The organism is Pseudomonas sp. GZJR-8, assembly GCF_002916705.1.
Taxonomy (GTDB): Bacteria; Pseudomonadota; Gammaproteobacteria; order Pseudomonadales; family Pseudomonadaceae; genus Aquipseudomonas; species Aquipseudomonas synxantha_A.
In genome coordinates this window covers 1-25,243 of the sequence record NZ_JXSI01000014.1, presented here as the reverse complement: position 1 = coordinate 25,243, position 25,243 = coordinate 1, and the positions used below count along the sequence as shown (strand labels likewise).

The 25,243-nt window shown below is 59.3% G+C and carries 26 protein-coding genes; 15 read left to right on the top strand and 11 right to left on the bottom strand.

Going from position 1 to position 25,243, the window contains the following annotated elements:
- The first annotated feature begins 28 nt into the window (after positions 1-28).
- From TK42_RS23125 to TK42_RS23115, 3 genes are read left to right on the top strand one after another with little or no spacing between them, the layout of a single operon-like run.
- Positions 29-1,054 carry an aminoglycoside phosphotransferase family protein gene (locus TK42_RS23125; RefSeq protein ID WP_032879188.1) on the top strand — a complete coding sequence of 342 codons (1,026 nt, stop codon included), beginning with the start codon at positions 29-31 and terminating at the stop codon, positions 1,052-1,054.
- Entirely contained in the window at positions 1,051-1,725 is a 675-nt protein-coding gene (gene murU / locus TK42_RS23120) for an N-acetylmuramate alpha-1-phosphate uridylyltransferase MurU (RefSeq protein WP_103735236.1), read from the top strand. Before TK42_RS23125 ends, murU begins: the two co-directional genes overlap by 4 nt.
- Position 1,726: 1 nt before the next feature.
- On the top strand, positions 1,727-2,494 hold the full coding sequence (locus TK42_RS23115) for a TerB family tellurite resistance protein (RefSeq protein ID WP_103735235.1): 768 nt from the start codon (positions 1,727-1,729) through the stop codon (positions 2,492-2,494).
- Positions 2,495-2,552: 58 nt separating this feature from the next.
- Here TK42_RS23115 and TK42_RS23110 read toward each other — a convergent pair whose 3' ends face one another.
- The gene (locus tag TK42_RS23110) at positions 2,553-3,527 is read right to left on the bottom strand and encodes an alpha/beta hydrolase family protein (RefSeq protein ID WP_032879192.1); all 975 of its coding nucleotides are present in this window, start codon (positions 3,525-3,527) and stop codon (positions 2,553-2,555) included.
- A gap of 183 nt (positions 3,528-3,710) precedes the next feature.
- On the opposite strand from TK42_RS23110, the gene TK42_RS23105 reads away from it, so the two are divergent.
- The 4 genes from TK42_RS23105 to trpE all read left to right on the top strand — a co-directional run bounded on the left by TK42_RS23105 (position 3,711) and on the right by trpE (position 7,984).
- On the top strand, positions 3,711-4,859 hold the full coding sequence (locus TK42_RS23105) for an iron-containing alcohol dehydrogenase (protein WP_103735234.1): 1,149 nt from the start codon (positions 3,711-3,713) through the stop codon (positions 4,857-4,859).
- Positions 4,860-4,943: 84 nt separating this feature from the next.
- Positions 4,944-5,618, top strand: coding sequence for a ribulose-phosphate 3-epimerase (gene rpe / locus TK42_RS23100; RefSeq protein ID WP_005792031.1), 675 nt, complete (start codon positions 4,944-4,946; stop codon positions 5,616-5,618).
- Positions 5,615-6,433 (top strand): phosphoglycolate phosphatase, encoded by an 819-nt coding sequence (locus TK42_RS23095; RefSeq protein ID WP_103735233.1) that lies wholly within the window; start codon positions 5,615-5,617, stop codon positions 6,431-6,433. Before rpe ends, TK42_RS23095 begins: the two co-directional genes overlap by 4 nt.
- Before the next feature lie 69 nt (positions 6,434-6,502).
- Entirely contained in the window at positions 6,503-7,984 is a 1,482-nt protein-coding gene (gene trpE, locus TK42_RS23090) for an anthranilate synthase component I (protein WP_005792028.1), read from the top strand.
- Between the two features lie 60 nt (positions 7,985-8,044).
- Here the strand turns inward: trpE and estP are convergent, their stop codons facing one another.
- Complete coding sequence (gene estP, locus TK42_RS23085) at positions 8,045-9,967, bottom strand: esterase EstP (protein WP_103735232.1); 1,923 nt, start codon at positions 9,965-9,967, stop codon at positions 8,045-8,047.
- 410 nt (positions 9,968-10,377) lie between these two features.
- On the opposite strand from estP, the gene TK42_RS23080 reads away from it, so the two are divergent.
- The 4 genes from TK42_RS23080 (at position 10,378) to TK42_RS23065 (ending at position 13,703) form a co-directional block, all read left to right on the top strand.
- Positions 10,378-10,971, top strand: a complete 594-nt coding sequence (locus tag TK42_RS23080) for an aminodeoxychorismate/anthranilate synthase component II (protein WP_032879198.1) — start codon at positions 10,378-10,380, stop codon at positions 10,969-10,971.
- 9 nt (positions 10,972-10,980) lie between these two features.
- Positions 10,981-12,030, top strand: a complete 1,050-nt coding sequence (gene trpD, locus TK42_RS23075) for an anthranilate phosphoribosyltransferase (protein ID WP_003194694.1) — start codon at positions 10,981-10,983, stop codon at positions 12,028-12,030.
- The gene (gene trpC / locus TK42_RS23070) at positions 12,027-12,863 is read left to right on the top strand and encodes an indole-3-glycerol phosphate synthase TrpC (protein WP_103735231.1); all 837 of its coding nucleotides are present in this window, start codon (positions 12,027-12,029) and stop codon (positions 12,861-12,863) included. The genes trpD and trpC overlap by 4 nt, the downstream gene beginning before the upstream one ends.
- A gap of 144 nt (positions 12,864-13,007) precedes the next feature.
- A complete protein-coding gene (locus TK42_RS23065; protein WP_103735230.1) occupies positions 13,008-13,703 on the top strand; it encodes a lipoate--protein ligase family protein in 696 nt (231 codons plus the stop codon).
- On the opposite strand, the gene crp is transcribed toward TK42_RS23065, so the two are convergent.
- A complete protein-coding gene (crp, locus tag TK42_RS23060) occupies positions 13,700-14,344 on the bottom strand; it encodes a cAMP-activated global transcriptional regulator CRP (RefSeq protein ID WP_103735280.1) in 645 nt (214 codons plus the stop codon). The two genes, TK42_RS23065 and crp, sit on opposite strands and share 4 nt — an antisense overlap.
- Before the next feature lie 246 nt (positions 14,345-14,590).
- Here crp and TK42_RS23055 point away from each other — a divergent pair, with 246 nt between their 5' ends.
- Positions 14,591-15,013, top strand: a complete 423-nt coding sequence (locus TK42_RS23055; RefSeq protein WP_005792019.1) for an OsmC family protein — start codon at positions 14,591-14,593, stop codon at positions 15,011-15,013.
- Positions 15,014-15,062: 49 nt separating this feature from the next.
- Here the strand turns inward: TK42_RS23055 and coq7 are convergent, their stop codons facing one another.
- The 6 genes from coq7 to hemJ all read right to left on the bottom strand — a co-directional run bounded on the left by coq7 (position 15,063) and on the right by hemJ (position 19,479).
- Positions 15,063-15,710, bottom strand: a complete 648-nt coding sequence (gene coq7 / locus TK42_RS23050) for a 2-polyprenyl-3-methyl-6-methoxy-1,4-benzoquinone monooxygenase (protein WP_005792017.1) — start codon at positions 15,708-15,710, stop codon at positions 15,063-15,065.
- 85 nt (positions 15,711-15,795) lie between these two features.
- The gene (locus TK42_RS23045) at positions 15,796-16,134 is read right to left on the bottom strand and encodes a histidine triad nucleotide-binding protein (protein ID WP_032879203.1); all 339 of its coding nucleotides are present in this window, start codon (positions 16,132-16,134) and stop codon (positions 15,796-15,798) included.
- Between the two features lie 45 nt (positions 16,135-16,179).
- On the bottom strand, positions 16,180-16,968 hold the full coding sequence (locus tag TK42_RS23040; protein ID WP_103735229.1) for an SDR family oxidoreductase: 789 nt from the start codon (positions 16,966-16,968) through the stop codon (positions 16,180-16,182).
- Positions 16,969-17,031: 63 nt separating this feature from the next.
- Positions 17,032-17,994 (bottom strand): DUF805 domain-containing protein, encoded by a 963-nt coding sequence (locus TK42_RS23035; protein ID WP_103735228.1) that lies wholly within the window; start codon positions 17,992-17,994, stop codon positions 17,032-17,034.
- A 68-nt stretch (positions 17,995-18,062) separates the two neighbouring features.
- On the bottom strand, positions 18,063-19,025 hold the full coding sequence (locus TK42_RS23030) for a nitronate monooxygenase family protein (RefSeq protein WP_005792009.1): 963 nt from the start codon (positions 19,023-19,025) through the stop codon (positions 18,063-18,065).
- Between the two features lie 25 nt (positions 19,026-19,050).
- Positions 19,051-19,479, bottom strand: a complete 429-nt coding sequence (gene hemJ, locus TK42_RS23025) for a protoporphyrinogen oxidase HemJ (RefSeq protein WP_032879206.1) — start codon at positions 19,477-19,479, stop codon at positions 19,051-19,053.
- A 134-nt stretch (positions 19,480-19,613) separates the two neighbouring features.
- Between hemJ and argC the strand changes: the two genes are divergently transcribed.
- Positions 19,614-20,648, top strand: a complete 1,035-nt coding sequence (gene argC / locus TK42_RS23020) for an N-acetyl-gamma-glutamyl-phosphate reductase (protein WP_103735227.1) — start codon at positions 19,614-19,616, stop codon at positions 20,646-20,648.
- A gap of 164 nt (positions 20,649-20,812) precedes the next feature.
- Entirely contained in the window at positions 20,813-21,163 is a 351-nt protein-coding gene (erpA, locus tag TK42_RS23015; protein WP_003176443.1) for an iron-sulfur cluster insertion protein ErpA, read from the top strand.
- A gap of 69 nt (positions 21,164-21,232) precedes the next feature.
- Here erpA and TK42_RS23010 read toward each other — a convergent pair whose 3' ends face one another.
- Positions 21,233-22,324 (bottom strand): anhydro-N-acetylmuramic acid kinase, encoded by a 1,092-nt coding sequence (locus TK42_RS23010; protein WP_032879209.1) that lies wholly within the window; start codon positions 22,322-22,324, stop codon positions 21,233-21,235.
- 3 nt (positions 22,325-22,327) lie between these two features.
- Complete coding sequence (locus TK42_RS23005; protein WP_005792000.1) at positions 22,328-23,740, bottom strand: peptidoglycan DD-metalloendopeptidase family protein; 1,413 nt, start codon at positions 23,738-23,740, stop codon at positions 22,328-22,330.
- Between the two features lie 208 nt (positions 23,741-23,948).
- On the opposite strand from TK42_RS23005, the gene tyrS reads away from it, so the two are divergent.
- Positions 23,949-25,148, top strand: a complete 1,200-nt coding sequence (tyrS, locus tag TK42_RS22995) for a tyrosine--tRNA ligase (RefSeq protein ID WP_103735226.1) — start codon at positions 23,949-23,951, stop codon at positions 25,146-25,148.
- The last annotated feature ends 95 nt before the right edge of the window (positions 25,149-25,243 follow it).

The window sequence follows — 25,243 nt, the reverse complement described above, 5'->3', positions numbered from 1 at the left end:
ACGGCTAGCGCCGTCGGAGACCCTTGTAATGCCCGAGCAAGATCTACGTTTACAACAGCTGGAAGTCTGGCTGGATGAGCAGTTGCCGATCCTCTTCAACGCTCAGGACTGGGGCCCCGTACCCCCGGCCACATTGACCGCGGCCAGCAGCGACGCGAGTTTCAGGCGTTACTTCCGGTGGGAGGGCGGTGCCCATACGTTCGTCGTAATGGACGCGCCACCCCCCCAGGAAAACTGCAAACCTTTCGTCGATATCGCGCATTTGCTGGCGAAATCAGGAATAAATGTGCCAAAAATTTATGCAGAAGACTTGCCTCGTGGCTTTCTTTTGCTCAATGACCTGGGCAGAAAAACCTATCTGGATGTGATTGACGCTGAAAATGCCGATCAATTATTTGCCGATGCCATCGATGCGCTGCTGGCTTTCCAGCAATTGCCGATGGACGCACCATTGCCCAGCTACGACGTGGCCTTGTTGCGTCGCGAGCTTGAATTATTCCCGGAATGGTATGTGCGCCGTCACCTGGGGATCGACTTCGACGCTGAGCAACAAGCCCTCTGGCAACGCGTCAGCGAAAAATTGATCGACAGTGCCCTGGCGCAGCCCAAGGTGCTGGTGCATCGCGACTATATGCCGCGCAACCTGATGATCAGTGAACCGAACCCTGGCGTACTGGACTTTCAGGATGCGGTCTACGGCCCGGTGACTTACGACATTACCTGCCTGTTCAAGGACGCTTTCCTCAGTTGGCCCCAGGCGCGTGTGCGTGAATGGCAGCACGGCTACTGGCAGCGCGCCGGGCGGTTGGGGATCCCGGTGCAGGACGACTTCGAAGACTTTCTGCGCGCCAGCGACCTGATGGGCGTGCAGCGTCATCTCAAGGTCATCGGTATTTTTTCGCGTATTTGCCACCGTGACGGCAAACCGCGCTACCTGGCCGACGTGCCGCGTTTCTTTGCTTATATAGACGCGGTGCTCGCCGACCGACCCGAGTTGAGCGAACTGGGCGAACTGCTCGCCAGCCTGCGCCAGCCCGCCGAGGCCATTGTATGAAGGCGATGATCCTTGCGGCGGGCAAGGGCGAGCGCATGCGTCCGCTCACCCTGCATACGCCCAAGCCGCTGGTGCAAGCCGGCGGCAAGCGGTTGATCGAGTATCACCTTGAAGCTTTGGCGAAGGCCGGCTTTACCGAGATCGTGATCAATCATGCCTGGCTAGGCCAGCAAATTGAGAAGTACTTGGGTGACGGCGCCCAGTTCGGGCTGCGCATCCGCTACTCGCCGGAGGGGGAGCCGCTGGAAACGGGGGGCGGGATATTCCAGGCGTTGCCGCTGCTGGGGGATGACCCCTTCCTGGTGGTCAATGGCGATATCTGGACTGACTACGATTTTACCCGCCTCGGGCAGCCGATCCAGGGCCTGGCGCACTTGGTGATGGTCGACAACCCTGAGCACCACCCGTCAGGCGGGGATTTCTACCTGGATAAAGGTCTGCTTCATGATGCCGCGCCCGGTGCCGATAACCTGACCTTCAGTGGCATTTCAGTGCTCGACCCCAAATTGTTCGCGGGTTGCAGCGCCGGTGCCTTCAAGTTGGCGCCGCTGTTGCGTGCGGCCATGGCTAAAGGTCTGGTAACGGGGGAGCACATGACGGGACGCTGGGTGGATGTCGGGACGCTGAAGCGTCTGGCGCAAGTCGAAACCTTGCTGACAGCGGAGCAGTAGGATGTTGTGGCCAGGGACGCTGATCGGCGCCGGGGCTGGCTTTGCCATTGCCAGTATTCCGGGGGCCTTGTTGGGTGCATTGCTGGGGCAGGCGCTGGATCGTCGCCTGCAAGTGCACAGTTGGGCGCAGTTGCGCGAACGCCTGGGCGGGCGCCCGGCGTTGCGCAACGACGAGCTGTTGTTTGTACTGTTGGGGCGGTTGGCCAAGAGTAACGGCCGGGTTGTGGATGGGCATATCCAGCAGGCGCGTCAGGAGATGCGCGCGTTGGATATGTCCGAGCCGGCCCAGCGTCGCGCTATCAGCGCCTTCAACCGAGGCAAGTCTGGCAGCGACCGTGTGCGCAGCTACCTGCGTGTGCTCAAGGCGCAACCCCATGCGGCGGAAGGCGTGCTACGTGCCTGTTGGCGCATGGCCTGGGCGGACGGGCGGGCGGATGACGCCGAGCGCGACCTGATCGACCTGTGGGGAAAATGGCTGGGCTGGACGCCGCAACAACTCCAGGCACTGGCAACTGATTACGCGCCGCAGCGCAAGCCATTGGCCAATCGTGGTGGAGCCTATCAGGAGGCGTTGCGGGTTCTGGGTGTGACGGCGACCACTGAGCCCTCGGTGATCAAACGCGCCTACCGTCGCCTCCTCAGCCGCCACCACCCGGACAAGATCGCCGGCACGGGCGCCAGCCCTGCACAAGTGCGTGAAGCCACCGAACGCACCCGGGAGCTGCATAACGCTTACGCGTTGATTCGCGAGCGTCGGGATTTTCGCTGAGGCTATCGGCCTGAGAGGCCCCTCCCACATTGTTTCTGCAACAGGTTCGAAGACATGATCAGTCTGCGCCGCCCTGCGGGCTGAGCCATCCGCGAACCCGCCGATACAACTGTTCCTGCTCTGCTGCGCTATTGCCGGGCAACGCCGTGAGCGATACCTGCTTGTAACCGTCATTCTTCGAGCGCTTGGCCGCCTGGATACGCTCCTGCGCGTTTTTGCGTTCCTGGGGTGTGTCTTGATAAAACACATCCGCCGTGGGCACCTTCAAGCTCGGCGCCAGTTGTTGCAGGTCCGGTTGGCGAGCCGCCGGCGTCTTCCCGGCCACCATGATCAGCTTCTGCACCTGGGATGGCTGTTTCTCGCTCAGGTAACGTGCGGCCCACCAGGCACCGGTGCCGTGGCCGAGCAGCACCACACTGCGGGCGCTTTGGGTCTGGGCGAAGGCGACGGCGGCGTCGATGCGGTCGAAGATGCGCTTGGCGTCGGTCTTGTCCTGTTCATCCGCATCCGGCACCACCGCCGGATCAGTACCTTCGGCCTCGGCGCTGGCGGCCTGTTCGACAGGTTTGGCAGCCGTGCTGCCGTCCTTGCTGCTGGTGTCGACCGCAGCTTTTGGCGGTTCGATGACCCGTGGCGGCAAGGTGTCTACATTTACGTCCGGCAGTGACAGGCTCAAGGTGCCCCAGGCCGCATCCGGTAACTTGCGCCGCAAGGGGGCGATTGCTTGCGGCCAGTCGGCGTTCTCCCCGGCGCCCGGTACGATAATCACCACACCTTCGGCCTCTGCGCCGTTGGCGGGTTTCCACAGGGCCAGGAACGAATCGCTACCGGCTTGCAGCTGTTGTTGTTCCGGTTGCGGAATCTGGCGCTCCAGAGCGCTGGCTTGCGACTGGCTGCGCTCGGGCAGAGGTTGGCGCTCAGCAGGTTTTTCGGCAGCGGGCGCGGGCGCGTCGGCGGCGTGAGCAGGCAGGGCGCTGGCACATAGTAGCGACAGGCACAACGTTGGCAGTGCCGAACGGTGGAGAAAAAGCATCGTTAATTTCCGGCCATAAGTGATGTGAGCAGCCTAATGGGTTGGTCAGTATTTGTCAGTGATGTGGGGCGTGGTTTTCTGCCAGCAGGTTATCGGCGATGACCATTCAACCAGTGAATGGCAGACAACACGCGATGGGCAGCTATTCTTGTGCCAGCCCATCATTCATAAGAGGCCGCGCACATGAGTACTTCCTCATTCAAGATCGCCCATAAACTGCTGACCGGCGCGGGCGCCATCGAGCAATTGGCCGCGGAACTGACCCGGTTGGACGTGGATAACCCGCTGATCGTTACTGATGCGGCCCTGGTCAAGTCTGGCACCGTGGCCCTGGCCCTCGAACAGCTGGGCGATCGTGCTTACGAAATCTTCGATCGCGTACTGCCCGACCCGGAAATCGCCATCGTCGAAGACTGCATGCGTGCGTACCGCGAAGGCGGGCATGACGGCCTCATTGGTGTGGGCGGCGGCAGCGCCATCGATATCGCCAAGAGCGTGGCGGCGTATGCCGGCTACCACGGTGCGCTGGCGGATTTGTTCGGGGTCGACCAGGTGCCGCGCAAGGGCCCGCCGCTGATCGCCATCCCGACCACGGCGGGCACCGGTTCGGAGGTGACCAATGTGGCGATCCTCTCCGACAAGGCCGCACAGCTGAAAAAAGGCATCGTCAGCGACTACCTGCTGCCGGATGTCGCGCTGATCAGCCCGCAAATGACTCTGACCTGCCCGCGCAGTGTCACCGCGGCCAGTGGTGTGGACGCCTTGGTGCATGCCATTGAGTCCTATCTGTCACTGAACGCCTCGCCGATCACCGACGCCCTGGCCATCGGCGCCATCAAGCTGATTGCCAACGCGCTGCCCAAGGCTTACGCCAACCCGGCCAACCTGCAGGCCCGTGATGACATGGCTACTGCCAGCCTCATGGCCGGCATGGCATTCGGGAATGCCGGAGTCGGTGCCGTGCATGCGCTGGCTTACCCGTTGGGCGGGCGTTTCAATATTGCCCATGGTGTGAGCAATGCGCTGTTGCTGCCGTACGTCATGCATTGGAACAAGTTGGCCTGCGTCGAACGTATGCAGGATATTGCCCAAGCCATGGGCGTGAATGTGACGGGGCTGAGTGTCAACGAGGCTGCCGACCAGGCCGTGGAGGCAATGACGCGACTATGCGCCGCCGTCGAGATCCCCGCCGGGCTGCGCAGTTTCGGGGTGCCCGAAGACGCCATTGCGGCCATGGCCACGGAAGCTGCGGGTATCGAGCGCCTGATGCGCAATAACCCGCGTCAGCTCAGTGCGGCCGATATCGAGAAAATCTACCGGGCGGCTTACTAACCGTTGAGTTAGGTCACGGTGCGCGCAGCAAAGCATGAGGTATACAATGCGCGCCATCGTGATTTAGCTCAAAAAAGGTGCGTCATGCAGCCCTTCGTCATTGCTCCATCGATTCTCTCCGCCGACTTCGCCCGCCTGGGTGAGGAAGTGGACAAGGTGTTGGCCGCGGGTGCCGACTTCGTGCACTTCGATGTCATGGACAACCACTACGTACCCAACCTGACCATAGGCCCGATGGTCTGCGCAGCGCTGCGCAAATACGGCATCACCGCGCCGATCGACGCCCACCTGATGGTCAGCCCCGTGGACCGCATCATCGGTGACTTCATCGAGGCCGGCGCGACCTACATTACCTTCCACCCGGAAGCCACGCTGCACGTCGACCGCACCCTGCAACTGATCCGCGAAGGCGGCTGCAAGGCGGGCTTGGTGTTCAACCCAGCCACTCCGCTGAACGTACTTGAGTACGTGATGGACAAGGTCGACATGGTGCTGCTGATGAGCGTCAACCCAGGTTTCGGCGGGCAGAAATTCATCCCGGGCACCCTGAACAAGCTGCGTGAAGCGCGAGCGCTGATCGACGCCTCAGGGCGCGATATCCGCCTGGAGATCGACGGCGGCGTCAACGTCAACAATATTCGTGAAATCGCTGCCGCCGGCGCCGATACCTTCGTGGCAGGCTCGGCGATCTTCAACGCACCGGACTACCAGGCCGTCATCGACACGATGCGTGCCGAACTGGCGCTGACGCGTCCATGAGCGGCTTCGAGCAGCTGTTCCCCGGCAAGCTGCCACGGCTGGTGATGTTCGATCTGGACGGTACGCTGATCGACTCGGTGCCTGACCTGGCAGCGGCGGTGGACCAGATGCTGCTCAAACTGGGGCGCAAGCCGGCGGGGGTCGAGTCGGTGCGCGAGTGGGTCGGCAACGGCGCGCCGATGCTGGTGCGCCGAGCCCTGGCCAACAATATCGACGCTTCGGGTGTCGATGAGGTGGAAGCCGAGCACGCTCTGGAACTGTTCAATGTCGCGTACGAAAACGGCCACGAACTCACCGTGGTCTACCCCGGCGTGCGTGACACTCTCAAATGGCTGAGCAAGCAGGGCGTGGAAATGGCCTTGATCACCAACAAGCCGGAGCGCTTTGTCGCGCCGCTGTTGGACCAGATGAAAATCGGCCGTTATTTTCGCTGGATCATCGGTGGCGATACCTTGCCGCAGAAGAAGCCTGACCCGGCCGCACTGTTCTTTGTGATGAAAATGGCGAATATCCCGGCGTCCCAGTCATTGTTTGTCGGCGATTCGCGCAGTGATGTACTGGCGGCAAAAGCTGCAGGCGTGCAATGCGTAGCCTTGAACTACGGCTACAACCACGGGCGCCCGATTGCCGAAGAGTCGCCGGCGCTGGTGATTGATGATCTGCGCCTGCTAATCCCCGGTTGCCTGGGAGCGGGCGCTGAGATAACGTTGCCCGACATTGATCCGTCCCCTTCTGGAAACGCCATCGTGGTGGTCACTCGCAAACTCTGGATGAAAGTCATCAAGGCCCTGGCCCGCTGGCGTTGGCGCGCCTGACTGATTCTCGCCGCGCTGCGGCACGTTTGCCTACCTGACCGTTTGACCCTCAAGCCACGAGGCTCCCCCATGATCCGTGAAGAATTCCTGCGTTTGGCCGCTGCCGGCTATAACCGTATTCCCCTGGCCTGCGAAACCCTGGCCGACTTCGACACGCCGTTGTCGATTTATCTGAAGCTTGCCGATGCGCCCAACTCTTACCTGCTCGAATCGGTACAGGGCGGCGAGAAATGGGGCCGTTACTCGATCATCGGCCTGCCATGCCGCACGGTGCTGCGCGTGCACGACCATCATGTCAGCATCACCCACGATGGCGTAGAGATCGAAAGCCATGACGTTGAAGACCCGCTGGCCTTCGTCGAAGCTTTCAAGGCGCGCTACAACGTACCGACCATTGCCGGCCTGCCGCGTTTCAATGGTGGCCTGGTGGGGTATTTCGGCTATGACTGCGTGCGCTATGTCGAAAAGCGTCTTGGGAAATGTCCGAACCCAGACCCATTGGGTGTGCCGGACATTTTGCTGATGGTCTCCGACGCAGTAGTGGTGTTCGACAACCTTGCCGGCAAGATGCATGCGATTGTCCTTGCCGACCCTGCTCAAGCGGATGCCTTCGAGCAAGGCCAGGCCAGTCTGCAGGCGCTGCTGGAAAAACTCCGCCAGCCGATCACCCCGCGTCGCGGCCTCGACCTGAGTCGCCCACCCGCGGCCGACCCGGTGTTTCGCTCCAGCTTTACGCAGGATGACTACGAGCGCGCAGTCGATACCATCAAGCAATACATCCTCGCCGGTGACTGCATGCAAGTGGTGCCGTCACAACGCATGTCCATCGACTTCAAGGCCGCGCCGATCGACCTGTACCGTGCGCTGCGGTGCTTCAACCCGACGCCGTATATGTACTTCTTCAACTTTGGCGACTTCCACGTGGTGGGCAGCTCGCCGGAAGTGCTGGTGCGTGTCGAAGATAACCTGATCACCGTACGCCCGATTGCCGGCACACGCCCACGTGGCGCAACCGAAGAGGCAGACCTGGCGCTGGAAGAAGACCTGCTCAGCGATGACAAGGAAATCGCCGAGCACCTGATGCTGATCGACCTGGGGCGCAATGACACCGGGCGTGTTTCAGAAATCGGTTCGGTGAAGTTGACCGAGAAGATGGTCATCGAGCGCTACTCCAACGTGATGCACATCGTGTCCAACGTGACTGGCGAACTGAAGGCCGGGCTGACGGCGATGGATGCACTGCGCGCGATTTTGCCGGCGGGCACCTTGTCGGGCGCACCGAAAATCCGTGCGATGGAAATCATCGACGAACTGGAGCCGGTCAAGCGTGGCGTGTATGGCGGTGCCGTCGGTTACTTCGCCTGGAACGGCAATATGGACACTGCGATCGCGATCCGCACCGCGGTGATCAAGGATGGCGAACTGCATGTACAGGCCGGTGGCGGGATTGTGGCGGACTCGGTGCCGGCCCTTGAGTGGGAAGAAACCTTGAACAAGCGCCGGGCGATGTTTCGTGCTGTGGCGCTGGCAGAGCAAACCCCACAAGACTAAAGCTGGAATAAAAAGTGTGGGAGCGGGCTTGCCAGCTCCCACATTTGTTTTGCGTGGTATTTAGAAATCCAGACTCACCCCCACATTGACCCCTTGCTGGGTCAGGTTGTCATCCTTCCTCACGTTATATGCCGCCCGCAACGCCAGCTCCTGAGTCAGTTTGTGGCTGACCCCAAGGCTCAAACGGTCAGAGTTGCTGCGAGGCGTGTAGCCGTCCAGCTTGAAGTCGATCCCCTGAACACTGTTGAGCGAAATGTTCACCTTCTGGGTGTCATTTTCGAACTCATGCTCGTGGGCCACTTCGCCAAATACCTGGGTTTGCGGGGTGATGCGGTAGCTACCTTGCAGGCCGACGCCCAGGCGCCTGGAGTCGCGTTGTTGGTCATCAAAGGTCAGTGCGGTGGAGCGACTGTTTTTCTCCGAGTAGCCATTCACTTCGACGCGTGCGTAATCGGCGCTGACGAAGGGTGACAGGTGCCAATCGCTACCCGGTGCAGCAAGGTCGTAACCCAAGCGAGCGCTCAAGGCCCAGAGCCAACCGTCGGTGTCGCCTTTCTCGGACGCTTCGTTGACGCCCAGGGCGAACTTGCGTTTGAGGCTGTCGAAGTCCAGCTTGCCACCCGTTAACGCGGCGTCGGCCCACCATTGATTGTGCTGATATTGCGCGAATGCCGTGCCCATGTAGCTGTTGAGCTTGTAGTCCGAGTCGCTGGCCCCGGCTTCGAGTGTCTGCCGGTACAGGCCGGCTGCAACGCCCACACGCCAATTGTCATCAAGCCGGTAGCTGCCACCGATATTCAGGTTATAGCCGCTGCCGTCACCACTGGCTGAACTGCTCTGATCATCGAAGTCCAGGCGCTGACCGCCGCCGGCCACGATTGCGCGCCATTGGCCGACGGCTTGCCAGTGGCCGTTGTCTGCTTGCCATTGGTTGCGTAGTTCGTCCTGATGGGCGCGCAACGTGCCTTGGGCCATTTCCGGCAGCAAGGTCAGCTCCCAGGGCGCTGCGAGCAGCGAGTAAGCATAGTCGGCGATCAGCTGTTGCCCGGCTACGGTGGGGTGGACCGAGTCGTTATAGACCAGCTTGGTCGGGTCCGGGTTGGTACCGCCGATGCCATAGACCGGGTTGGCGGTGCAGCTGTTGCCGCTGAAGCAGGTGGCGGTCAGGTTTTGCCCGGTTGCGAGGCCGAAGCGCGCAGGATCGGCGAAGGCTTCGTTCAATAGCAGCGGGATGTTCAGTGGAATAACCTGGGCATCGATTTGCGACAGGCGCTGTACCAGCGATTGGTTGAAAATATTGCTCAGGGCAGAGGTCGCGGCCTGCTGTGGGGTGCCGTTGATGGCGGGCGTCAGCCCCAGGTCGGGCAGCATCCACACCATGATGTAACGCGCACCGGCTTGCTGCAGCACTTGGGCGCTGTCGGCCAGTCTCCCACCTGCGGCGACTGCTTGCGCGGGGCTGAGCACGCGGCCTTGAAGGAAGTCATTGCCACCACCGGAGAGGAAGTAGAGCGCGTTCGGGTCGGCTCGTCCGCCGTTAGCCGGTAGATAGCCCTGGCGACTGCGCAACACTGTGCCACCGCCAGGATTTCCGGGTGGGATCGCGGCGTTGGAGACCGAGGTAATAGAGTCCAGGATGTTATCGGTGCGGTAGCCACCGACCGCCCAGTTGCTTCCATCTGGCAAGCCTTGGGCCGCCCGAACCGGTGAGGTGGAGGCATTCAAGTCGTTGGGGGCCACACCCAGTTTGGTGCCCAACAGGGTTGATGAAACCAGGCCGTACTCACCCTGGAAGTTTGGACCTGTCCGGTTGGTAAAACGTAGTGTCGAGCCATTCGAACCATCGGAGAACTGGCCTGCATCGGCCAGGCTGTCGCCGAAAACCACCATGGCTGAATAAGGTGACGGGGCGGCAAAGGCTTGGGTGCAGGCCAGTGCCAAGAGGCAGCCGGCAAGGGGTGTGAAAAACGCTGGTTTGAGCATGAGAATTCCATTTGGTTGTTTTTATGCAGGAAACGAAACACTAGCAAAACTTCCGGCATTTTCTTTAGAGATATGCGGAATGCGTCTACGCAGGCCCCCGTATTTGCTGCTCCATATTGCACCGCTGGCGAGGCTACGTTACTGTGCCTGAACGTATGAATGAGACCCTCCCCGTGTTGATCATCAGCAAACTCTTGATGCGAGTAGTCAAGGCACACGCCCGTTGGCGTTGGCGCGCCTGACATTTTTCTCTGCCGGCCTGGCCGGACCTGTACCGATCTGCCTTCTTCACCCTGTGTCTGACGCCCCTTGCCGGCCAACCCCGGCAACCGGAACGTGCGTTTGGCAGCGGGTTACCCTTCTGGAAGGCGGTCATTTGAAATCAGTGAATTCAAGAGGTTTGAACCCACATGTTGCTGATGATTGATAACTACGATTCCTTTACCTACAACGTTGTGCAGTACCTGGGCGAGCTGGGTGCGGATGTCAAGGTGGTGCGCAATGATGAGCTGACCGTTGCGCAAATCGCCGCCCTGAACCCTGAGCGCATTGTGGTTTCGCCTGGCCCTTGCACGCCGACCGAGGCGGGTATCTCGCTGGAAGCCATCCAGTATTTCGCCGGTAAGCTGCCGATCCTGGGTGTGTGCCTGGGTCACCAGTCCATTGGTCAGGCGTTTGGCGGCGATGTGGTGCGTGCGCGTCAGGTGATGCATGGCAAGACCAGCCCGGTGTTCCATAAGGACCTTGGTGTATTCCAAGGCCTGAACATGCCGGTGACGGTGACCCGTTACCACTCGCTGGTGGTCAAGCGTGACACCTTGCCTGAATGCTTGGAACTGACCGCCTGGACCCAGTTGGAAGACGGTTCGGTCGACGAGATCATGGGCCTGCGTCACAAGACACTGAACATCGAAGGGGTGCAGTTTCACCCTGAATCAATCCTGACCGAGCAGGGCTACGAGCTGTTCGCCAACTTTCTCAAGCAGAGCGGCGGCACGCGCTAAGGACTTTTCATGGATATCAAGACTGCCCTGAGCCGTATCGTCGGCCATCTGGACCTGAGCACCGCTGAAATGAGCGATGTGATGCGCGAAATCATGACCGGTCAATGCACCGACGCGCAGATCGGCGCCTTTATGATGGCAATGCGCATGAAGAGCGAGAGCATCGACGAAATCGTCGGCGCCGTCTCGGTGATGCGCGAGCTGGCGGACAAGGTTGAGCTCAAGACCCTCGACGGCGTCGTCGATGTGGTCGGCACCGGCGGTGACGGTGCGAATATTTTCAACGTATCGACAGCGTCATCCTTCGTGGTGGCCGCCGCTGGTTGCACCGTTGCCAAGCACGGTAACCGCGCGGTGTCCGGCAAGAGCGGCAGTGCCGACTTGCTGGAAGCGGCCGGCATCTATCTGAATCTCACGCCTGTGCAAGTCGCGCGCTGTATCGACAGCGTTGGCATCGGCTTCATGTTTGCCCAATCTCATCACGGCGCCATGAAACACGCGGCCGGCCCGCGCAAGGACCTTGGCCTGCGTACCCTGTTCAACATGCTTGGCCCGCTTACGAATCCGGCCGGTGTGAAGCATCAGGTGGTGGGAGTGTTCAGCCAGGCGTTGTGCCGGCCGCTGGCCGAAGTCTTGCAACGCTTGGGCAGCAAGCATGTGCTGGTAGTGCATTCCAAAGACGGCCTGGACGAATTCAGCCTGGCGGCGCCGACCTTTGTTGCAGAGCTGAAAAACGACGAGGTCACCGAATACTGGGTCGAGCCTGAAGACTTGGGCATGAAAAGCCAGAGTTTGCACGGTCTGGCAGTGGAGAGCCCGGCAGCTTCGCTGGAACTGATTCGCGATGCCCTGGGGCGTCGCAAAACCGAAAACGGTCAGAAAGCTGCGGAAATGATCGTTCTGAATGCTGGCGCGGCACTTTACGCAGCCGACCATGCCTATAGTCTTAAGGAAGGTGTCGCGTTGGCCCACGATGCGCTGCACACCGGTCTGGCTCGAGAGAAGCTCGAAGAGCTGGGTGCATTCACTGCCGTATTCAAGATGGAGAATGAGGGATGAGTGTGCCAACCGTTCTGGAAAAGATCCTGGCCCGCAAGGCCGAGGAAGTGGCCGAACGCCGCGCCCGTGTGAGCCTGGCTGAGCTTGAGGCGCAGGCTAAAACCGCTGATGCGCCGCGTGGCTTTGCCAATGCTCTGATCGACCAGGCCAAGCTCAAGCAACCGGCAGTGATCGCCGAGGTCAAGAAAGCCTCGCCGAGCAAAGGCGTGATCCGCGAAAACTTCGTACCAGCTGAAATCGCCGTCAGCTATGAGAAGGGCGGGGCGACTTGTCTGTCTGTGTTGACCGATATCGACTACTTCCAGGGTTGCGACCTATTCCTGCAACAAGCTCGCGCGGCGTGCAAGTTGCCGGTGATCCGCAAGGATTTCATGGTTGACCCGTACCAGATCGTCGAAGCCCGTGCTCTGGGCGCCGACTGCGTATTGCTGATCGTCTCGGCGCTGGATGACGTGAAGATGGCGGAGTTGGCGGCCGTGGCCAAAAGTGTCGGCCTGGATGTGTTGGTTGAGGTGCATGACGGCGATGAGCTGGAGCGCGCATTGAAAACCCTCGACACCCCGCTGGTGGGGGTCAACAACCGTAACCTGCATACCTTTGAAGTCAGCCTGGAAAATACCCTGGATCTGTTGCCGCGTATTCCTCGCGACCGCCTGGTGATTACCGAGAGTGGCATCGTCAACCGTGCCGATGTGGAACTGATGGAAATCAGCGGCGTTTACTCATTCCTGGTGGGCGAGACATTTATGCGCGCCGAGAACCCGGGAGCAGAACTGCAGCGCCTGTTCTTTCCGGAGCGCGGTACGACGATCAGCAGTTCGACATTGGATTGATGTGAAATACGCTCGAAACTGTGGGAGCTGGCTTGCCTGCGATAGCGGCGGGTCAGCCAACCTCTGTGTAGCTGACACACCGCTATCGCAGGCAAGCCAGCTCCCATATTGGGTTTTGTGTTTATTCAGATAGGTAGGTGTTCGATGCTCCAGCCCGTGATCATGACTGTCGAAGCAGGCCTTGCCGCCGAGCAAGCCCTATTGGCAGCCGTTTGCGCGCATGAGCAGGAATTCGGGCTGCTGTTCTGGCAGCCCAGCGACCAAGCGCTGGTCATGCCGCGCCGTTTGAGCCGGCTGCCTGCCTTCGCGGCGGCGAGCCAAGTCTCGGCCGGTGCGGGTTGGCCGGTATTGCTGCGTGAAACCGGCGGTGAGCCTGTGCCGCAGTCCGGCGCCACGGTCAATATCGCCCTGGTCTATGCCCCGCCCCGTAGCGAAGGCGACCAAGGGCGCATCGAGACGGGTTATCAGCGCTTGTGCCAACCGATCTGTGATCTATTGATTGAATTGGGCGGCGATGCATCCGTCGGCGAAATTGACGGTGCCTTTTGCGACGGTCGTTACAACGTCAATCTCAATGGTCGCAAAATGGTGGGCACGGCCCAGCGTTGGCGGCAAAGCGGTGGCCGCCCGGTCGGGTTGGTGCATGGGGCGATGTTGCTGGAGAATGATCGTGAGGAGTTGATTGCGGCGGTCAACCGCTTCAATCAAGCCTGTGGCTTGGAGCAGCGGGTTCGCGCCGAGAGCCATATCGCGCTGCACGAAGCCTTTCCGGCACCGGATGCGATCAATGGGCTCGATACCTTGTACCGTCAGATGCTGGCCAGCTTCCTGCCGGTTTAACGGGTGCCGAATACCACCATCGTCTTGCCTTTGACGTGTACCAGGTTGCGCTCTTCCAAGTCCTTGAGCACGCGGCCGACCATCTCCCTCGAACAACCGACAATGCGCCCGATCTCCTGGCGGGTGATCTTGATTTGCATGCCGTCGGGATGGGTCATGGCATCGGGTTGCTTGCACAACTCCAACAGGCAACGCGCCACACGACCGGTCACATCGAAGAACGCCAGGTCGCCGACTTTGCGCGTAGTGTCGCGCAGGCGCTGGGCGATCTGGCCGCTCAGGGCATACAAGATATCCGGATCTTGCTGGGCCAATTCGCGAAATTTCGCATAGCTGATCTCGGCCACTTCGCACTCGACTTTGGTTCGGACCCAGGCGCTACGCTCCTGTTCTTTGCCTGCTTGTTCAAACAACCCCAGCTCTCCGAAGAAATCGCCGGTGTTGAGGTAGGCAATGATCATTTCGCGACCGTCTTCATCTTCGATCAGGATGGTGACCGAGCCCTTGATAATGAAGAACAGGGTTTCCGAGCGCTCGCCGGCGCAGATGATGTTGTGCTTGGCCGGATGACGCCGACGCTGACAATGCATCAACAGCTTGTCGAGGTTCTTGATCTTGGGTGTGGGAGTAAGAGCAACCATGGTTGTATCCCGAAAAGACTGCACGGTGTAAGTGGCGTTGTTTTTATCCAGCGGCATCGGCATTGATGCCGGCTGTAAGAATCATGGCAATGCGCCATTGATTTGGCGCCAGCTTACCAGACACATTCTGCCTCGATTAGCCAATTTAGCGGCAAACGCAGTCATTTATCGATTTTATCCGGGGCGCTGCTGTTTCAAGGGCCTGTGCTAAGCTGGCGCCCCTTTTTTAGCAGTGGAGTCTGGGCGATGAAGGCACGCATCCAATGGGCGGGCGAAGCCATGTTCCTCGGTGAGTCGGGCAGTGGCCATGTGGTGGTCATGGACGGTCCGCCGGAAGCCGGTGGCCGTAACCTGGGTGTACGCCCGATGGAAATGTTGCTGCTGGGTGTTGGCGGTTGCAGCAATTTTGATGTGGTCAGCATCTTGAAGAAGTCCCGCCAGGCAGTGGAAAGCTGCGAAGCCTTCCTGGAAGCCGAGCGCGCCACTGAAGACCCCAAGGTATTTACCAAGATCCATATGCATTTCGTGGTCAAGGGCCGGGCGTTGAAGGAAGCCCAGGTCAAGCGTGCAATCGAGCTGTCGGCCGAGAAGTATTGCTCGGCGTCGATCATGCTGGGTGCCGCGGGTGTGGCCATCACTCACGATTATGAAATCATCGAGTTGGGCTGATTGCGGTAATTGGCAAAAGAAAGGGCGCTTCGAGCGCCCTTTTTTGGGTTTAGATCCTGTAGGTACTTTTGGTCATGACCTTGGCTAAAACGCTCATGCCGAAGCGCACCGGTGCTGGAAAGCGGAAGCCGCCCGCGTCCAGCGCGCTATCTGCATGGTGTTCTTCATCGATGCGCATCTGCTCAAGGATGGCGCGGGACTTTTCATCTTCGGCCGGCAGTTGCTCAAGATGCTCATCCAGATGCTTGCACACCTGATGTTCTGTCGCGGCGACAAATCCGAGGCTGACTTTGTCGCTGATCAAACCAGCGGCGGCGCCGATACCAAATGACAAACCGTAAAACAGCGGGTTCAGCACGCTGGGGTGGCTGCCCAATTGGCGGATACGTTGTTCGCACCAGGCCAGGTGGTCGATCTCTTCCTCGGCCGCATGCTCCATCGCTGCACGTACCTGCGGCAATTTGGCAGTTAACGCCTGGCCTTGATACAGCGCCTGGGCACACACTTCGCCGGTGTGGTTGATGCGCATCAGGCCGGCGACATGGCGGGTGTCCGTTTCGCTCATCTGGGCATCGGGCTGTACGATGGCCGGTGACGGGCGGTACGGTTGGCCACTGAATGGCAACAGCGTGCGCATGGCCATATCGGCTTGCAGCAGCAGACGGTCAATCGGCGAGTAGTGACGTTGGGTAGTCATGCTGACCTCCGGGAAGAATCTCGGCGGCCAGTTTACCGCAAGAGAGGACGAAGCGTTTGCGCTGAGTCAATTTGACCCTGGGCACTCAACCCGGCGGCCAGTTCATCTGACGTTGACCCAGCACGTGCATATGGATGTGGTAGACAGTCTGCCCACCGTCTTCATTGCAGTTCATCACCACACGAAAGCCTTTTTCGCAGCCCTGTTCCACGGCCAGGCGCTGGGCGGTGAACAAAATATGGCCGGCCAGGGCTTTGTCTTCCTCGGTCAAGTCATTGAGGGTACGAATCGGCTTTTTCGGAATAACCAGAAAATGCACCGGCGCCTGTGGGGCGATATCGTGGAAGGCGAGGACTTGATCATCTTCATAGATAATCCTGGCGGGTATTTCTCGGTTGATGATCTTGGTGAACAGAGTATCCACAGCTGTTTCTCCAGGGTGAAAGTCTAGGTAAGTGTAATCAGGCGGTTAGCGTGGGCAATAGGCTTTATTGATGGCGCCGGCAATCTTGCGGGTCAGCCAGCGTGGACTGAAACGTGGGCTGAATGCCAGCCAGCGGTTGCGGCGCCCGGGAATGATGATGGCTTTGTTCTTTTCCAGCGCGCGTACGGTGTAGAGCGCGACTTCCTCCGGGCTCATTAGCTGCTGGCTGCGGTCGAGTTTTGCGGTGTCCATCTGCGCAGTGCCGAAGAACGCGGTGCGCGTAGGGCCGGGGCACAGCACTGAAACGTTGATGCCGCAGGTCTTCAGTTCTTCGCGCAAGCCCTCAGAGAAGTGCAATACATAAGCTTTGCTGGCGTAGTAGCTGCTCATCCACGGGCCTGGCTGAAAGGCGGCGATCGACGCGACATTGAGTATCTGCCCGCCGCCTTGCAGCGCCATGGAGTTGCCGAGGGCATGGCACATACGGGTTAGCGCCAGGATGTTGACTTCGATCAGGTCTTGCTCGGTCATCCAGTCCTGGGCCAAAAATGGCCCGCTGGTGCCGATGCCTGCGCAGTTGACCAGCAGGTCGATCTGCCGCTCGCCTTCTTCGAGTTCCAGCAAAAAACCGGACAAACGCAGCGGCTCGCCCAAGTCGCAGGCACGAAACAACACCTCGACACCGAAGCGTTGGGTCAGTTCGATGGCAATGCTTTCCAACTGATCACGTTGACGGGCCACGAGAATCAGGCTGCGGCCGCGTCGAGCCAGCGCTTCGGCCAAAGCCAGGCCGATGCCGCTGGAGGCGCCGGTGATCAGAGCGTAACGGGTCATGCCTTTCTCCATCGCAACGTCGCCTGCCTGTGACAGTGGCGTCACAGGCAGGCGGGCGTTTCTTCACTGTTGCGTAGAGTCTACAGGTTCGGCTGCGTCGTCAGCACTTTGCTCTGCGGCCTCATCAGTGATGACGCTTTGATCGGCGCCTTCATCGGAGGTCATTGAGCTGCTTTCGTAGCTGCTGTCCATGTTGGCTTCAAGTTGATCCAGGTAGCCGTTCATGCCCAGGGTCAGGCCGATGATGAGCATCAATGGAATAAACGCCAGCCACAGCGAGGCCAGGATTTTCACCGCAGTAGAGTTCGGTGGTGGCGGTGCGCCGTATTGGTTGGCACCCGCGTTCCCCGGCAATACCAGCAACAGGATAGGGAACACGCTATTGACCACTGGAACCAGGTTCAGCAAGTACAGCCAGCCAGACCAGCCCATATCGTGCAAGCGTTGCACACCGATTTGCACGCTCACGACTACCAGAGCAACAAACAGTGCGAAACCCAGTAGCGAGCCGAGGATGATGGCTATGGTTGGCGAGGCTGTCGCCACTGCGAAGCCGACGGTACTGATGATGCCTGCGGCTACCAGCAACGCGACGGTCAGCGCCAGTGTCCAGGCCAGATAACGCAGGCGACCGATGCGCCCGTGGATGGTGAAGACCTTGAGTGTGGCGAACTCCGGCAAGTCATCGCCAACCGCTGCGCGTGGCGGGGCATAAGGCGATACGGCGGCGCGGGAGAAGTCGGAGCCAGAGGAATCCGCCTCGTGGGTTTCGGCAAGGCTGAACGCCACAGGTTGTTCTGCTTCGATGCCTGCCTCGACCCCTGCGTTTTGCAGCGCCGTGAGATAGGTTTCGGCATCGGCACGGGACAGGTCGCGTTTCAGTGCAACCGTGCGCCCAGTAAAGAGCTTTTCGATCGACTCGACATCGCTTTTGAATAGCTCTGCCAGGTTCAGCTTGGCAGTGGTGCTTTCGACACCCTTGCGCAAGGCTCCGTCAAACACAATCTTGAAACGGTTGTCGCTCATGCGGGCATCCTTGTCACTTAATCAGGGAGGGTGTGCAGGCCCGTCCAATCGACGGGCCGTGCAGTGGGTCAGCGTGGCCAGCGCAGTTGCGCGGCATGCTCGCGTGCTTTGCGGTATTCGGCATCCAGGCGGGCGACGAGTTCATCGACGCTGGGTAAATCATCGATTTCACCGACGCCCTGGCCCGCTGACCATACAGTTTTCCACGCTTTGGCCTCATCACTCAATGGTTTGAGCTTGGAACCGAAATTGACTTCACCTTTGCCTTGCAGCGCGGCGAGGTCGAAACCGGCATTTTCCAGGCTCTGGCGCATAAAGCTCGCAGGTACGCCGGAGACTGCCGGAGTGTGCACGATGTCGGCGGCGCGCGACGTGAGCAGCATCTCTTTATAGGCATCTGGCGCGTGGCTTTCGGTAGTACCGATAAAGCGCGTGCCGAAATACGCCAAGTCGGCGCCCAGCAACTGGGCGGCGAGAATTTCGTGGCCGTGGTTGAGGCAACCGGCCAGCAGCAGGGTTTTATCAAAGAACTGGCGAATCTCGGCGATCAGAGCGAAGGGGCTCCAGGTGCCAGCGTGGCCACCGGCACCCGCGGCTACGGCAATCAGGCCATCGACGCCCGCCTCAGCGGCTTTCTCGGCATGTCGCCGGGTGGTGACGTCATGAAACACCAGGCCGCCGTAGCTGTGGACGGCATCGACCAGTTCCTTTACCGCGCCGAGGCTGGTGATGACGATGGGTACCTTGTGCTCTACGCAGATTGCCAGGTCTGCTTCCAACCGTGGGTTGCTGTTGTGCACGATCAGGTTCACAGCATAGGGAGCAGGGTTGTCCAACTGGGCCAAGCCCGCTTCGATTTCTTCCAGCCAGGCCCTGAAACCACTGCTTTCACGCTGGTTGAGCGCCGGGAAGCTGCCAACCACGCCATTACGACAGCAGGCCAGGACCAGTTGCGGATTGGAAATCAGAAACATCGGCGCCACCACGACGGGTAGGCGCAGATGTTGTTCCAGTAAAGCGGGCAGCGACATTGGAAGTTCCCCCGAGTAATTGAAACTAGAACGGTTTGACCACGACCAAAATTACGATAGCCAGCAATATCAGAACCGGTACTTCATTGAACCAGCGATAAAAGACATGGCTGCGGGTGTTTTCGCCACGGGCGAAGCGTTTTACCTGCGCTCCACACATATGGTGGTAGCCGATCAGCAGAACGACCAGGGTCAGTTTGGCGTGCATCCATGCGCCTGACTGGAAAATGCCGGGGTTGAGCGTCAGCATCCAGATACCGAAGACCAGTGTGGCAATCATCGCCGGTCCCATGATGCCGCGGTACAGTTTGCGCTCCATAACGCTGAAGCGCTCCTTGCTGACGCTGTCTTCGCTTTGGGCGTGGTAGACGAACAGGCGCGGCAGGTAGAACAGCCCGGCAAACCAGCAGACGATGCTGACGATGTGGAAGGCTTTGACCCATAGATAGAGCATTTTGGTTATTCCCAGGTTCACGGTAGCGAAGATAGTAGTGGCTCATGCGCCCGTACGTCACGTTGACGGTTGTCGCAGGGCGATACGGCCCCTATTATCGACGGCTTTCCAGTGGGTTCGTTGAGGGCAGGTTTATGGTCAAGGTCGGTATCGTCGGCGGCACGGGTTACACCGGTGTCGAATTGCTGCGTCTGTTGGCTCAGCATCCGCAAGCTGAGGTGGCGGTCATCACTTCCCGATCCGAAGCTGGGCTGGCCGTGGCCGATATGTACCCGAACCTGCGAGGCCACTATGACGGCCTGGCGTTCAGCGTGCCGGACATCAAGACCCTGGGCGCGTGCGACGTGGTGTTCTTCGCCACGCCTCACGGTGTCGCCCATGCACTGGCCGGTGAGTTGCTGGCGGCCGGCACCAAGGTTATCGACTTGTCGGCCGACTTCCGCCTGCAGGACGCCGATGAGTGGGCCAAGTGGTACGGTCAGCCTCATGGAGCGCCGCAGTTGTTGGAGGAGGCGGTGTACGGCTTGCCGGAAGTCAATCGTGAGCAGATCAAGCAAGCACGCCTGATTGCGGTACCAGGTTGCTATCCGACGGCGACACAGTTGGGGTTCCTGCCATTGCTGGAAGCTGGCTTGGCGGATGCGTCGCGCCTGATCGCCGACTGCAAATCGGGCGTCAGCGGCGCTGGTCGTGGTGCGGCGGTGGGGTCTTTGTACTCCGAAACGTCGGAAAGCATGAAAGCCTATGCGGTAAAAGGCCATCGCCACTTGCCTGAAATCCGCCAGGGGTTGCGTCGCGCCGCGGGCAAGGATGTGGGGCTGACCTTTGTGCCGCACCTGACGCCAATGATCCGTGGGATTCACTCCACGCTTTATGCAACCGTCACTGATCGCTCGGTCGACTTGCAGGCGCTGTTTGAAAAGCGTTATGCCAATGAGCCGTTCGTCGACGTGATGCCGGCGGGCAGCCACCCGGAGACTCGTAGTGTGCGTGGTGCCAATGTGTGCCGTATCGCCGTGCATCGTCCGCAGGATGGCGACCTGGTTGTGGTGCTGTCGGTGATCGACAACCTGGTCAAAGGCGCGTCGGGCCAGGCGGTGCAGAACATGAACATCCTGTTCGGTCTGGATGAGAAGTTGGGCCTGGCCCACGCGGGGATGTTGCCTTAACGCAGTCTGGTGGTTACGCAAAAGGCCCGGTGATCGGGCCTTTCGTGTTTTTATGGCGGCTGCACAGATTGATATACCGTAACAATAGTTGACCGCTTTTCTAGGAGAAGCGGATAATGCCGGTCATTACGCATATGGCGGCGCTACGCCGGGAGATTATCAGCATGAGCGTTGAATCCTTCACCCCCACGGCTTTGCAATTCACCCACGGTGCTGCGCACAAGGTGAAGAGCCTGGTCGATGAAGAGGGTAATGATCGCTTGAAGCTGCGCGTATTTGTTACGGGCGGCGGTTGTTCAGGGTTTCAGTACGGTTTTACCTTCGATGAAGATGTGGCCGATGACGACACCATCGTCGAGCGCGAGGGCGTCAGCCTGGTCGTGGATCCGATGAGCTTCCAATACCTGGCTGGTGCCGAGGTGGATTATCAGGAAGGTCTGGAAGGTTCGCGTTTCGTGATCAAGAACCCTAATGCCACCACTACCTGTGGCTGCGGATCTTCGTTCTCGATCTGATCGGTAGCGGATACAGAAACGCCGCTTGGCTTTTATGGGCCAAGCGGCGTTTTGCTGTCTGAAGCCAGTTTAGGCCGGGTAGATGGCGCCGAGCACCCGTAACCCACGGGCGCCGGTTACGCTAGGGCGGTTGGCGGCGATGCCTTCCAGGCAGCAGTGCGCCAGCCAGGCGAAGGCCATGGCTTCGACCCAGTCCGGGTCTACCCCGTAAGTGGCTGTGCTACTGACGTGAGTAGAAGGCAATAGCGCGGTCAGCCGATTCATCAGCATCGTGTTGTGCGCGCCGCCGCCGCAGATGAGTAACGTCTCAGTGCTCGTCTGTGCGCTTTGCAGAGATTCGACGATGGTGAGGGCCGTCAGCTCCAGCAGAGTGGCCTGCACGTCTTCGGGCTCAAAGACGGGCAACGGGCTCAGGTGCTGTTGCAGCCAGGCCAGATTGAACACTTCGCGACCTGTGCTTTTGGGGCCTTTGGTCAAGAAGAACGGGTCGCTGAGCAATGCGTTGAGTAGTTGAGGCTGAACCTTGCCGCTAGCGGCCCATTGCCCGTCGCGGTCGAAGTGTTCACCGCGCTGGTGGTGAATCCACGCATCCAGAAGAACATTCCCGGGACCGCAGTCGAAACCCGCTACAGGCTTGTTCGCCTCGATGAGGCTGAGGTTGCTGAACCCGCCGATATTCAACACTGCGCGATTGCCAGTGTGCTCGCCAAACAGAGCTTCATGAAACGCTGGAACCAGAGGGGCTCCCTGGCCTCCGGCGGCAACATCACGGCTGCGGAAGTCGCTGACTACGCTGATCCCTGTCAGCTCGGTGAGCAGGGCAGGGTTGCCGATCTGCACGGTAAAGCTTCGAGCGGGTTCATGGCGGATCGTTTGCCCATGGCTGCCAATTGCGCGGATGTCCTGAGGCTTGAAGCGGTTTTGCTCCAGCAAGGCCCGGATGCCTTGCGCGGCGAGTGTTACCCACTGTTGCTGGGCGATTGCCGAGCGGGCGATTTCATCCGGGCCGCTGGCGCACAGGCTCAGAAGTTCAGCCCGCAAGGTGTCTGGCATCGGGATGTAGTGCGTGGCGATCAGCTTGATTGCCGCACCTTGCTCGATAAGGGCGATATCCAGTCCATCAAGGCTGGTTCCGGACATCACACCGATATAGAGCGGCATACCTTAACGCTTCGCCGAAGCCAGCAAGGTGGAGCGCTCTTGATCCATCCGTGCCATCAACGGCTGGCTCTGTTGCATGAAGCGTGCGCGTTCGGCCTTGGCGATCGGATCGGCCATTGGCAGTTTTTGACCCAGGGGGTCGACGTGTACGCCGTTGACCTGGAACTCATAATGCAAGTGCGGTCCGGTGGACAGACCGGTGGTGCCGATGTAGCCGATCACTTGACCTTGCTTCACGTTGCCGCCGGTTTTGACGCCCTTGGCGAACCCTTGCATGTGGCCGTATAGCGTACGGTAAGTGTTGCCGTGCTGGATGATCACCGTATTGCCGTAACCACCCCGGCGCCCCGCCAGCAGTACCTTGCCGTCGCCCGCCGCCTTGATGGGTGTGCCACGCGGAGCGGCATAGTCCACACCCTTGTGTGCGCGAATTTTGTTCAGAATTGGATGCTTGCGGCCCATGGAGAAACGCGAGCTAATACGGGCGAAGTCCACGGGCGTACGGATGAAGGCCTTGCGCATGCTATTGCCGTCGGCCGTGTAATAGCTGCTATTGCCTTGTTTGTTTGTGTAGCGAACGGCTGTGTAGGTTTTGCCGCGGTTGGTGAAGCGCGCAGAAAGAATATTGCCAGTGCCCACCACTTTGCCGTTGGCCACTTTCTGTTCGTAGATCACATCGAATTCGTCGCCCTGGCGGATGTCCTGAGCGAAGTCGATGTCATAGCCAAATACGCTGGCCATGTCCATGGTCATGCTGTGGGACAAGCCGGCGCGGGCAGCCGATTGTGACAAGGAGCTATTGATCACCCCGTGTACGTAGGCGGAACGCATAACCGGCTTGGTGGTGATGCGGTTGAAGGCGAAACCTTTGGCACCTTTGCTCAGGCTGATGCTTTCCAGGTCGCTGAGGCTGGTGTGCAGGTTGTTCAACTGGCCGTCTGGCGTCAGTTCAAATTCAAGCTTCTGGCCGCGTTTGAGCTGGGTGAATTGCTTGGCTTGCTTATCACTGGCCAGCACTTCATTCACAGCGGTGGCAGGCAGCCCAACCTTTTCGAACAGGGTGGATAGCGTGTCGCCTTTGCCCACGATGACTTCGCGATGCTGGGGATTCTTTGCGGCAGCTGCCGCAGGTGCTTCCTGGGCGGCTTGCTGGGTGTCTTCGGGAGCGCTTTCGATCTGTGCGAAAGGTGATTCAGTTGCAGTGTTTGTGGCTTGTTGGGCGTCGGAAGCGTCTTGATCTTGTGTCAGTTGTTCAACTGGGCTTTCCAGATCAAGGCTCAGGGATGTTCGTTTGGCTTCTACGTCACTGGAAGGGAATACCAGCAGTGCCAGGCTGAGAAGGGCGGCGATACCACTTGCGGCGAGCAGGTGGGTCTTCGGGTAAAGCGGCGGCGCTTTAGACGGTTCAGTGGTCATAGGTAATTTGACTTTGAAGATGAAATGGAAAAGATGAATGACATGATGAAGATGAAATAACTGTATAAAATATAACCAAATCATCTGTGGCGCAAGCTCGCGAATGCTGGGCTCGCTGAACGGTGTCCGTGCGCAGGGCAAAACTTGTAATTAGTCCCTGATCTTGTATGGTTGGTTCCCTTTTGAATCTGAGCCTTGCGGGTCTGTTATGAAGTCGGTTGAAGAGCAGCTAGCGCTGATAAAACGTGGTGCGGAAGAACTGTTGGTTGAAGCTGAGCTGATCGAAAAGCTTAAGCGTGGCCAGCCCCTGCGTATCAAGGCTGGCTTTGATCCGACTGCGCCGGATCTGCACCTGGGTCATACCGTGCTTATTAATAAGCTGCGTCAGTTCCAGGAGCTGGGCCATCAAGTCATCTTTCTTATCGGTGACTTCACGGGAATGATCGGTGATCCCAGCGGCAAGAGTGCTACGCGCCCGCCGCTGACTCGTGAGCAGGTTCTCGATAATGCCGAGACCTACAAGACCCAAGTGTTCAAGATCCTTGATCCGGCCAAGACCGAGGTGGCATTCAACTCCACCTGGATGGACAAGATGGGGCCGGCAGACTTTATTCGCCTGACCTCCCAGTACACCGTGGCACGTATGCTCGAGCGCGATGACTTCGACAAGCGCTACTCCACCAATCAGCCGATCGCGATTCATGAGTTCCTCTACCCATTGGTCCAGGGGTATGACTCGGTGGCGCTGCGTGCGGATGTTGAGTTGGGCGGTACCGATCAGAAGTTCAACCTGCTGATGGGGCGTGAGTTGCAGCGCGCATACGGTCAGGAGGCTCAGTGCATTCTGACTATGCCGTTGCTGGAAGGGTTGGATGGCGTCAAGAAGATGTCCAAGTCCCTGGGTAACTATGTGGGTATCCAGGAGGCGCCGGGCGTAATGTACGGCAAGCTGGTTTCCATTCCTGATGCGTTGATGTGGCGTTACTTCGAGCTGTTGAGCTTCCGCTCGATGGACGAAATCAATGCGTTGCGTGCGGACGTAGAGGCAGGCGCCAATCCGCGTGATGTGAAGATCAAGCTGGCTGAGGAGATTGTCGCGCGCTTCCATGGCGAAGAGGCTGCTGCCAGTGCGCATCGTGCAGCTGGTAACCGTATGAAGGATGGTGAGCTGCCGGACGATCTGCCGGAGATTGAACTGACCGCTGCCGAGGCTATGCCGATTGCGGCTGTCCTTAATAAGGCGGGCTTGGTGAAGAACTCGGCGGTCGCTCGTGATCTCTTGGGGTCGGGTGGTGTACGTATAGATGGTGAAGTGGTTGATCGCACATTTATGTATGAGCTGGGCGCCACTCACGTTTGTCAGGCGGGTAAGAAGGCGTTTGCGCGAATTACGCTCAAATCCGAATAAGTCTGAAATTAGATGTTGACGGCGAATTATATCTGTCTATAATTCGCCCCACTTCCGGCGCAGTCGAAACGGAAAACTCCTTGGTAAACAATGAG

Bases quoted from the DNA above. Each gene is read 5' to 3' on its own strand.
- TK42_RS23080 (WP_032879198.1), top strand. From the start codon at position 10,378: ATGTTGCTGATGATTGATAACTACGATTCCTTTACCTACAACGTTGTG.
- trpD (WP_003194694.1), top strand. From the start codon at position 10,981: ATGGATATCAAGACTGCCCTGAGCCGTATCGTCGGCCATCTGGACCTG.
- TK42_RS23035 (WP_103735228.1), bottom strand. From the start codon at position 17,994: ATGAGCGACAACCGTTTCAAGATTGTGTTTGACGGAGCCTTGCGCAAG.
- TK42_RS23030 (WP_005792009.1), bottom strand. From the start codon at position 19,025: ATGTCGCTGCCCGCTTTACTGGAACAACATCTGCGCCTACCCGTCGTG.
- TK42_RS23125 (WP_032879188.1), top strand. From the start codon at position 29: ATGCCCGAGCAAGATCTACGTTTACAACAGCTGGAAGTCTGGCTGGAT.
- TK42_RS23115 (WP_103735235.1), top strand. From the start codon at position 1,727: ATGTTGTGGCCAGGGACGCTGATCGGCGCCGGGGCTGGCTTTGCCATT.
- TK42_RS23055 (WP_005792019.1), top strand. From the start codon at position 14,591: ATGAAGGCACGCATCCAATGGGCGGGCGAAGCCATGTTCCTCGGTGAG.
- rpe (WP_005792031.1), top strand. From the start codon at position 4,944: ATGCAGCCCTTCGTCATTGCTCCATCGATTCTCTCCGCCGACTTCGCC.
- estP (WP_103735232.1), bottom strand. From the start codon at position 9,967: ATGCTCAAACCAGCGTTTTTCACACCCCTTGCCGGCTGCCTCTTGGCA.
- argC (WP_103735227.1), top strand. From the start codon at position 19,614: ATGGTCAAGGTCGGTATCGTCGGCGGCACGGGTTACACCGGTGTCGAA.
- hemJ (WP_032879206.1), bottom strand. From the start codon at position 19,479: ATGCTCTATCTATGGGTCAAAGCCTTCCACATCGTCAGCATCGTCTGC.
- TK42_RS23095 (WP_103735233.1), top strand. From the start codon at position 5,615: ATGAGCGGCTTCGAGCAGCTGTTCCCCGGCAAGCTGCCACGGCTGGTG.
- TK42_RS23005 (WP_005792000.1), bottom strand. From the start codon at position 23,740: ATGACCACTGAACCGTCTAAAGCGCCGCCGCTTTACCCGAAGACCCAC.
- TK42_RS23065 (WP_103735230.1), top strand. From the start codon at position 13,008: ATGCTCCAGCCCGTGATCATGACTGTCGAAGCAGGCCTTGCCGCCGAG.
- TK42_RS23105 (WP_103735234.1), top strand. From the start codon at position 3,711: ATGAGTACTTCCTCATTCAAGATCGCCCATAAACTGCTGACCGGCGCG.
- crp (WP_103735280.1), bottom strand. From the start codon at position 14,344: ATGGTTGCTCTTACTCCCACACCCAAGATCAAGAACCTCGACAAGCTG.
- trpE (WP_005792028.1), top strand. From the start codon at position 6,503: ATGATCCGTGAAGAATTCCTGCGTTTGGCCGCTGCCGGCTATAACCGT.
- coq7 (WP_005792017.1), bottom strand. From the start codon at position 15,710: ATGACTACCCAACGTCACTACTCGCCGATTGACCGTCTGCTGCTGCAA.
- trpC (WP_103735231.1), top strand. From the start codon at position 12,027: ATGAGTGTGCCAACCGTTCTGGAAAAGATCCTGGCCCGCAAGGCCGAG.
- tyrS (WP_103735226.1), top strand. From the start codon at position 23,949: ATGAAGTCGGTTGAAGAGCAGCTAGCGCTGATAAAACGTGGTGCGGAA.
- erpA (WP_003176443.1), top strand. From the start codon at position 20,813: ATGAGCGTTGAATCCTTCACCCCCACGGCTTTGCAATTCACCCACGGT.
- TK42_RS23010 (WP_032879209.1), bottom strand. From the start codon at position 22,324: ATGCCGCTCTATATCGGTGTGATGTCCGGAACCAGCCTTGATGGACTG.
- TK42_RS23110 (WP_032879192.1), bottom strand. From the start codon at position 3,527: ATGCTTTTTCTCCACCGTTCGGCACTGCCAACGTTGTGCCTGTCGCTA.
- TK42_RS23040 (WP_103735229.1), bottom strand. From the start codon at position 16,968: ATGACCCGTTACGCTCTGATCACCGGCGCCTCCAGCGGCATCGGCCTG.
- murU (WP_103735236.1), top strand. From the start codon at position 1,051: ATGAAGGCGATGATCCTTGCGGCGGGCAAGGGCGAGCGCATGCGTCCG.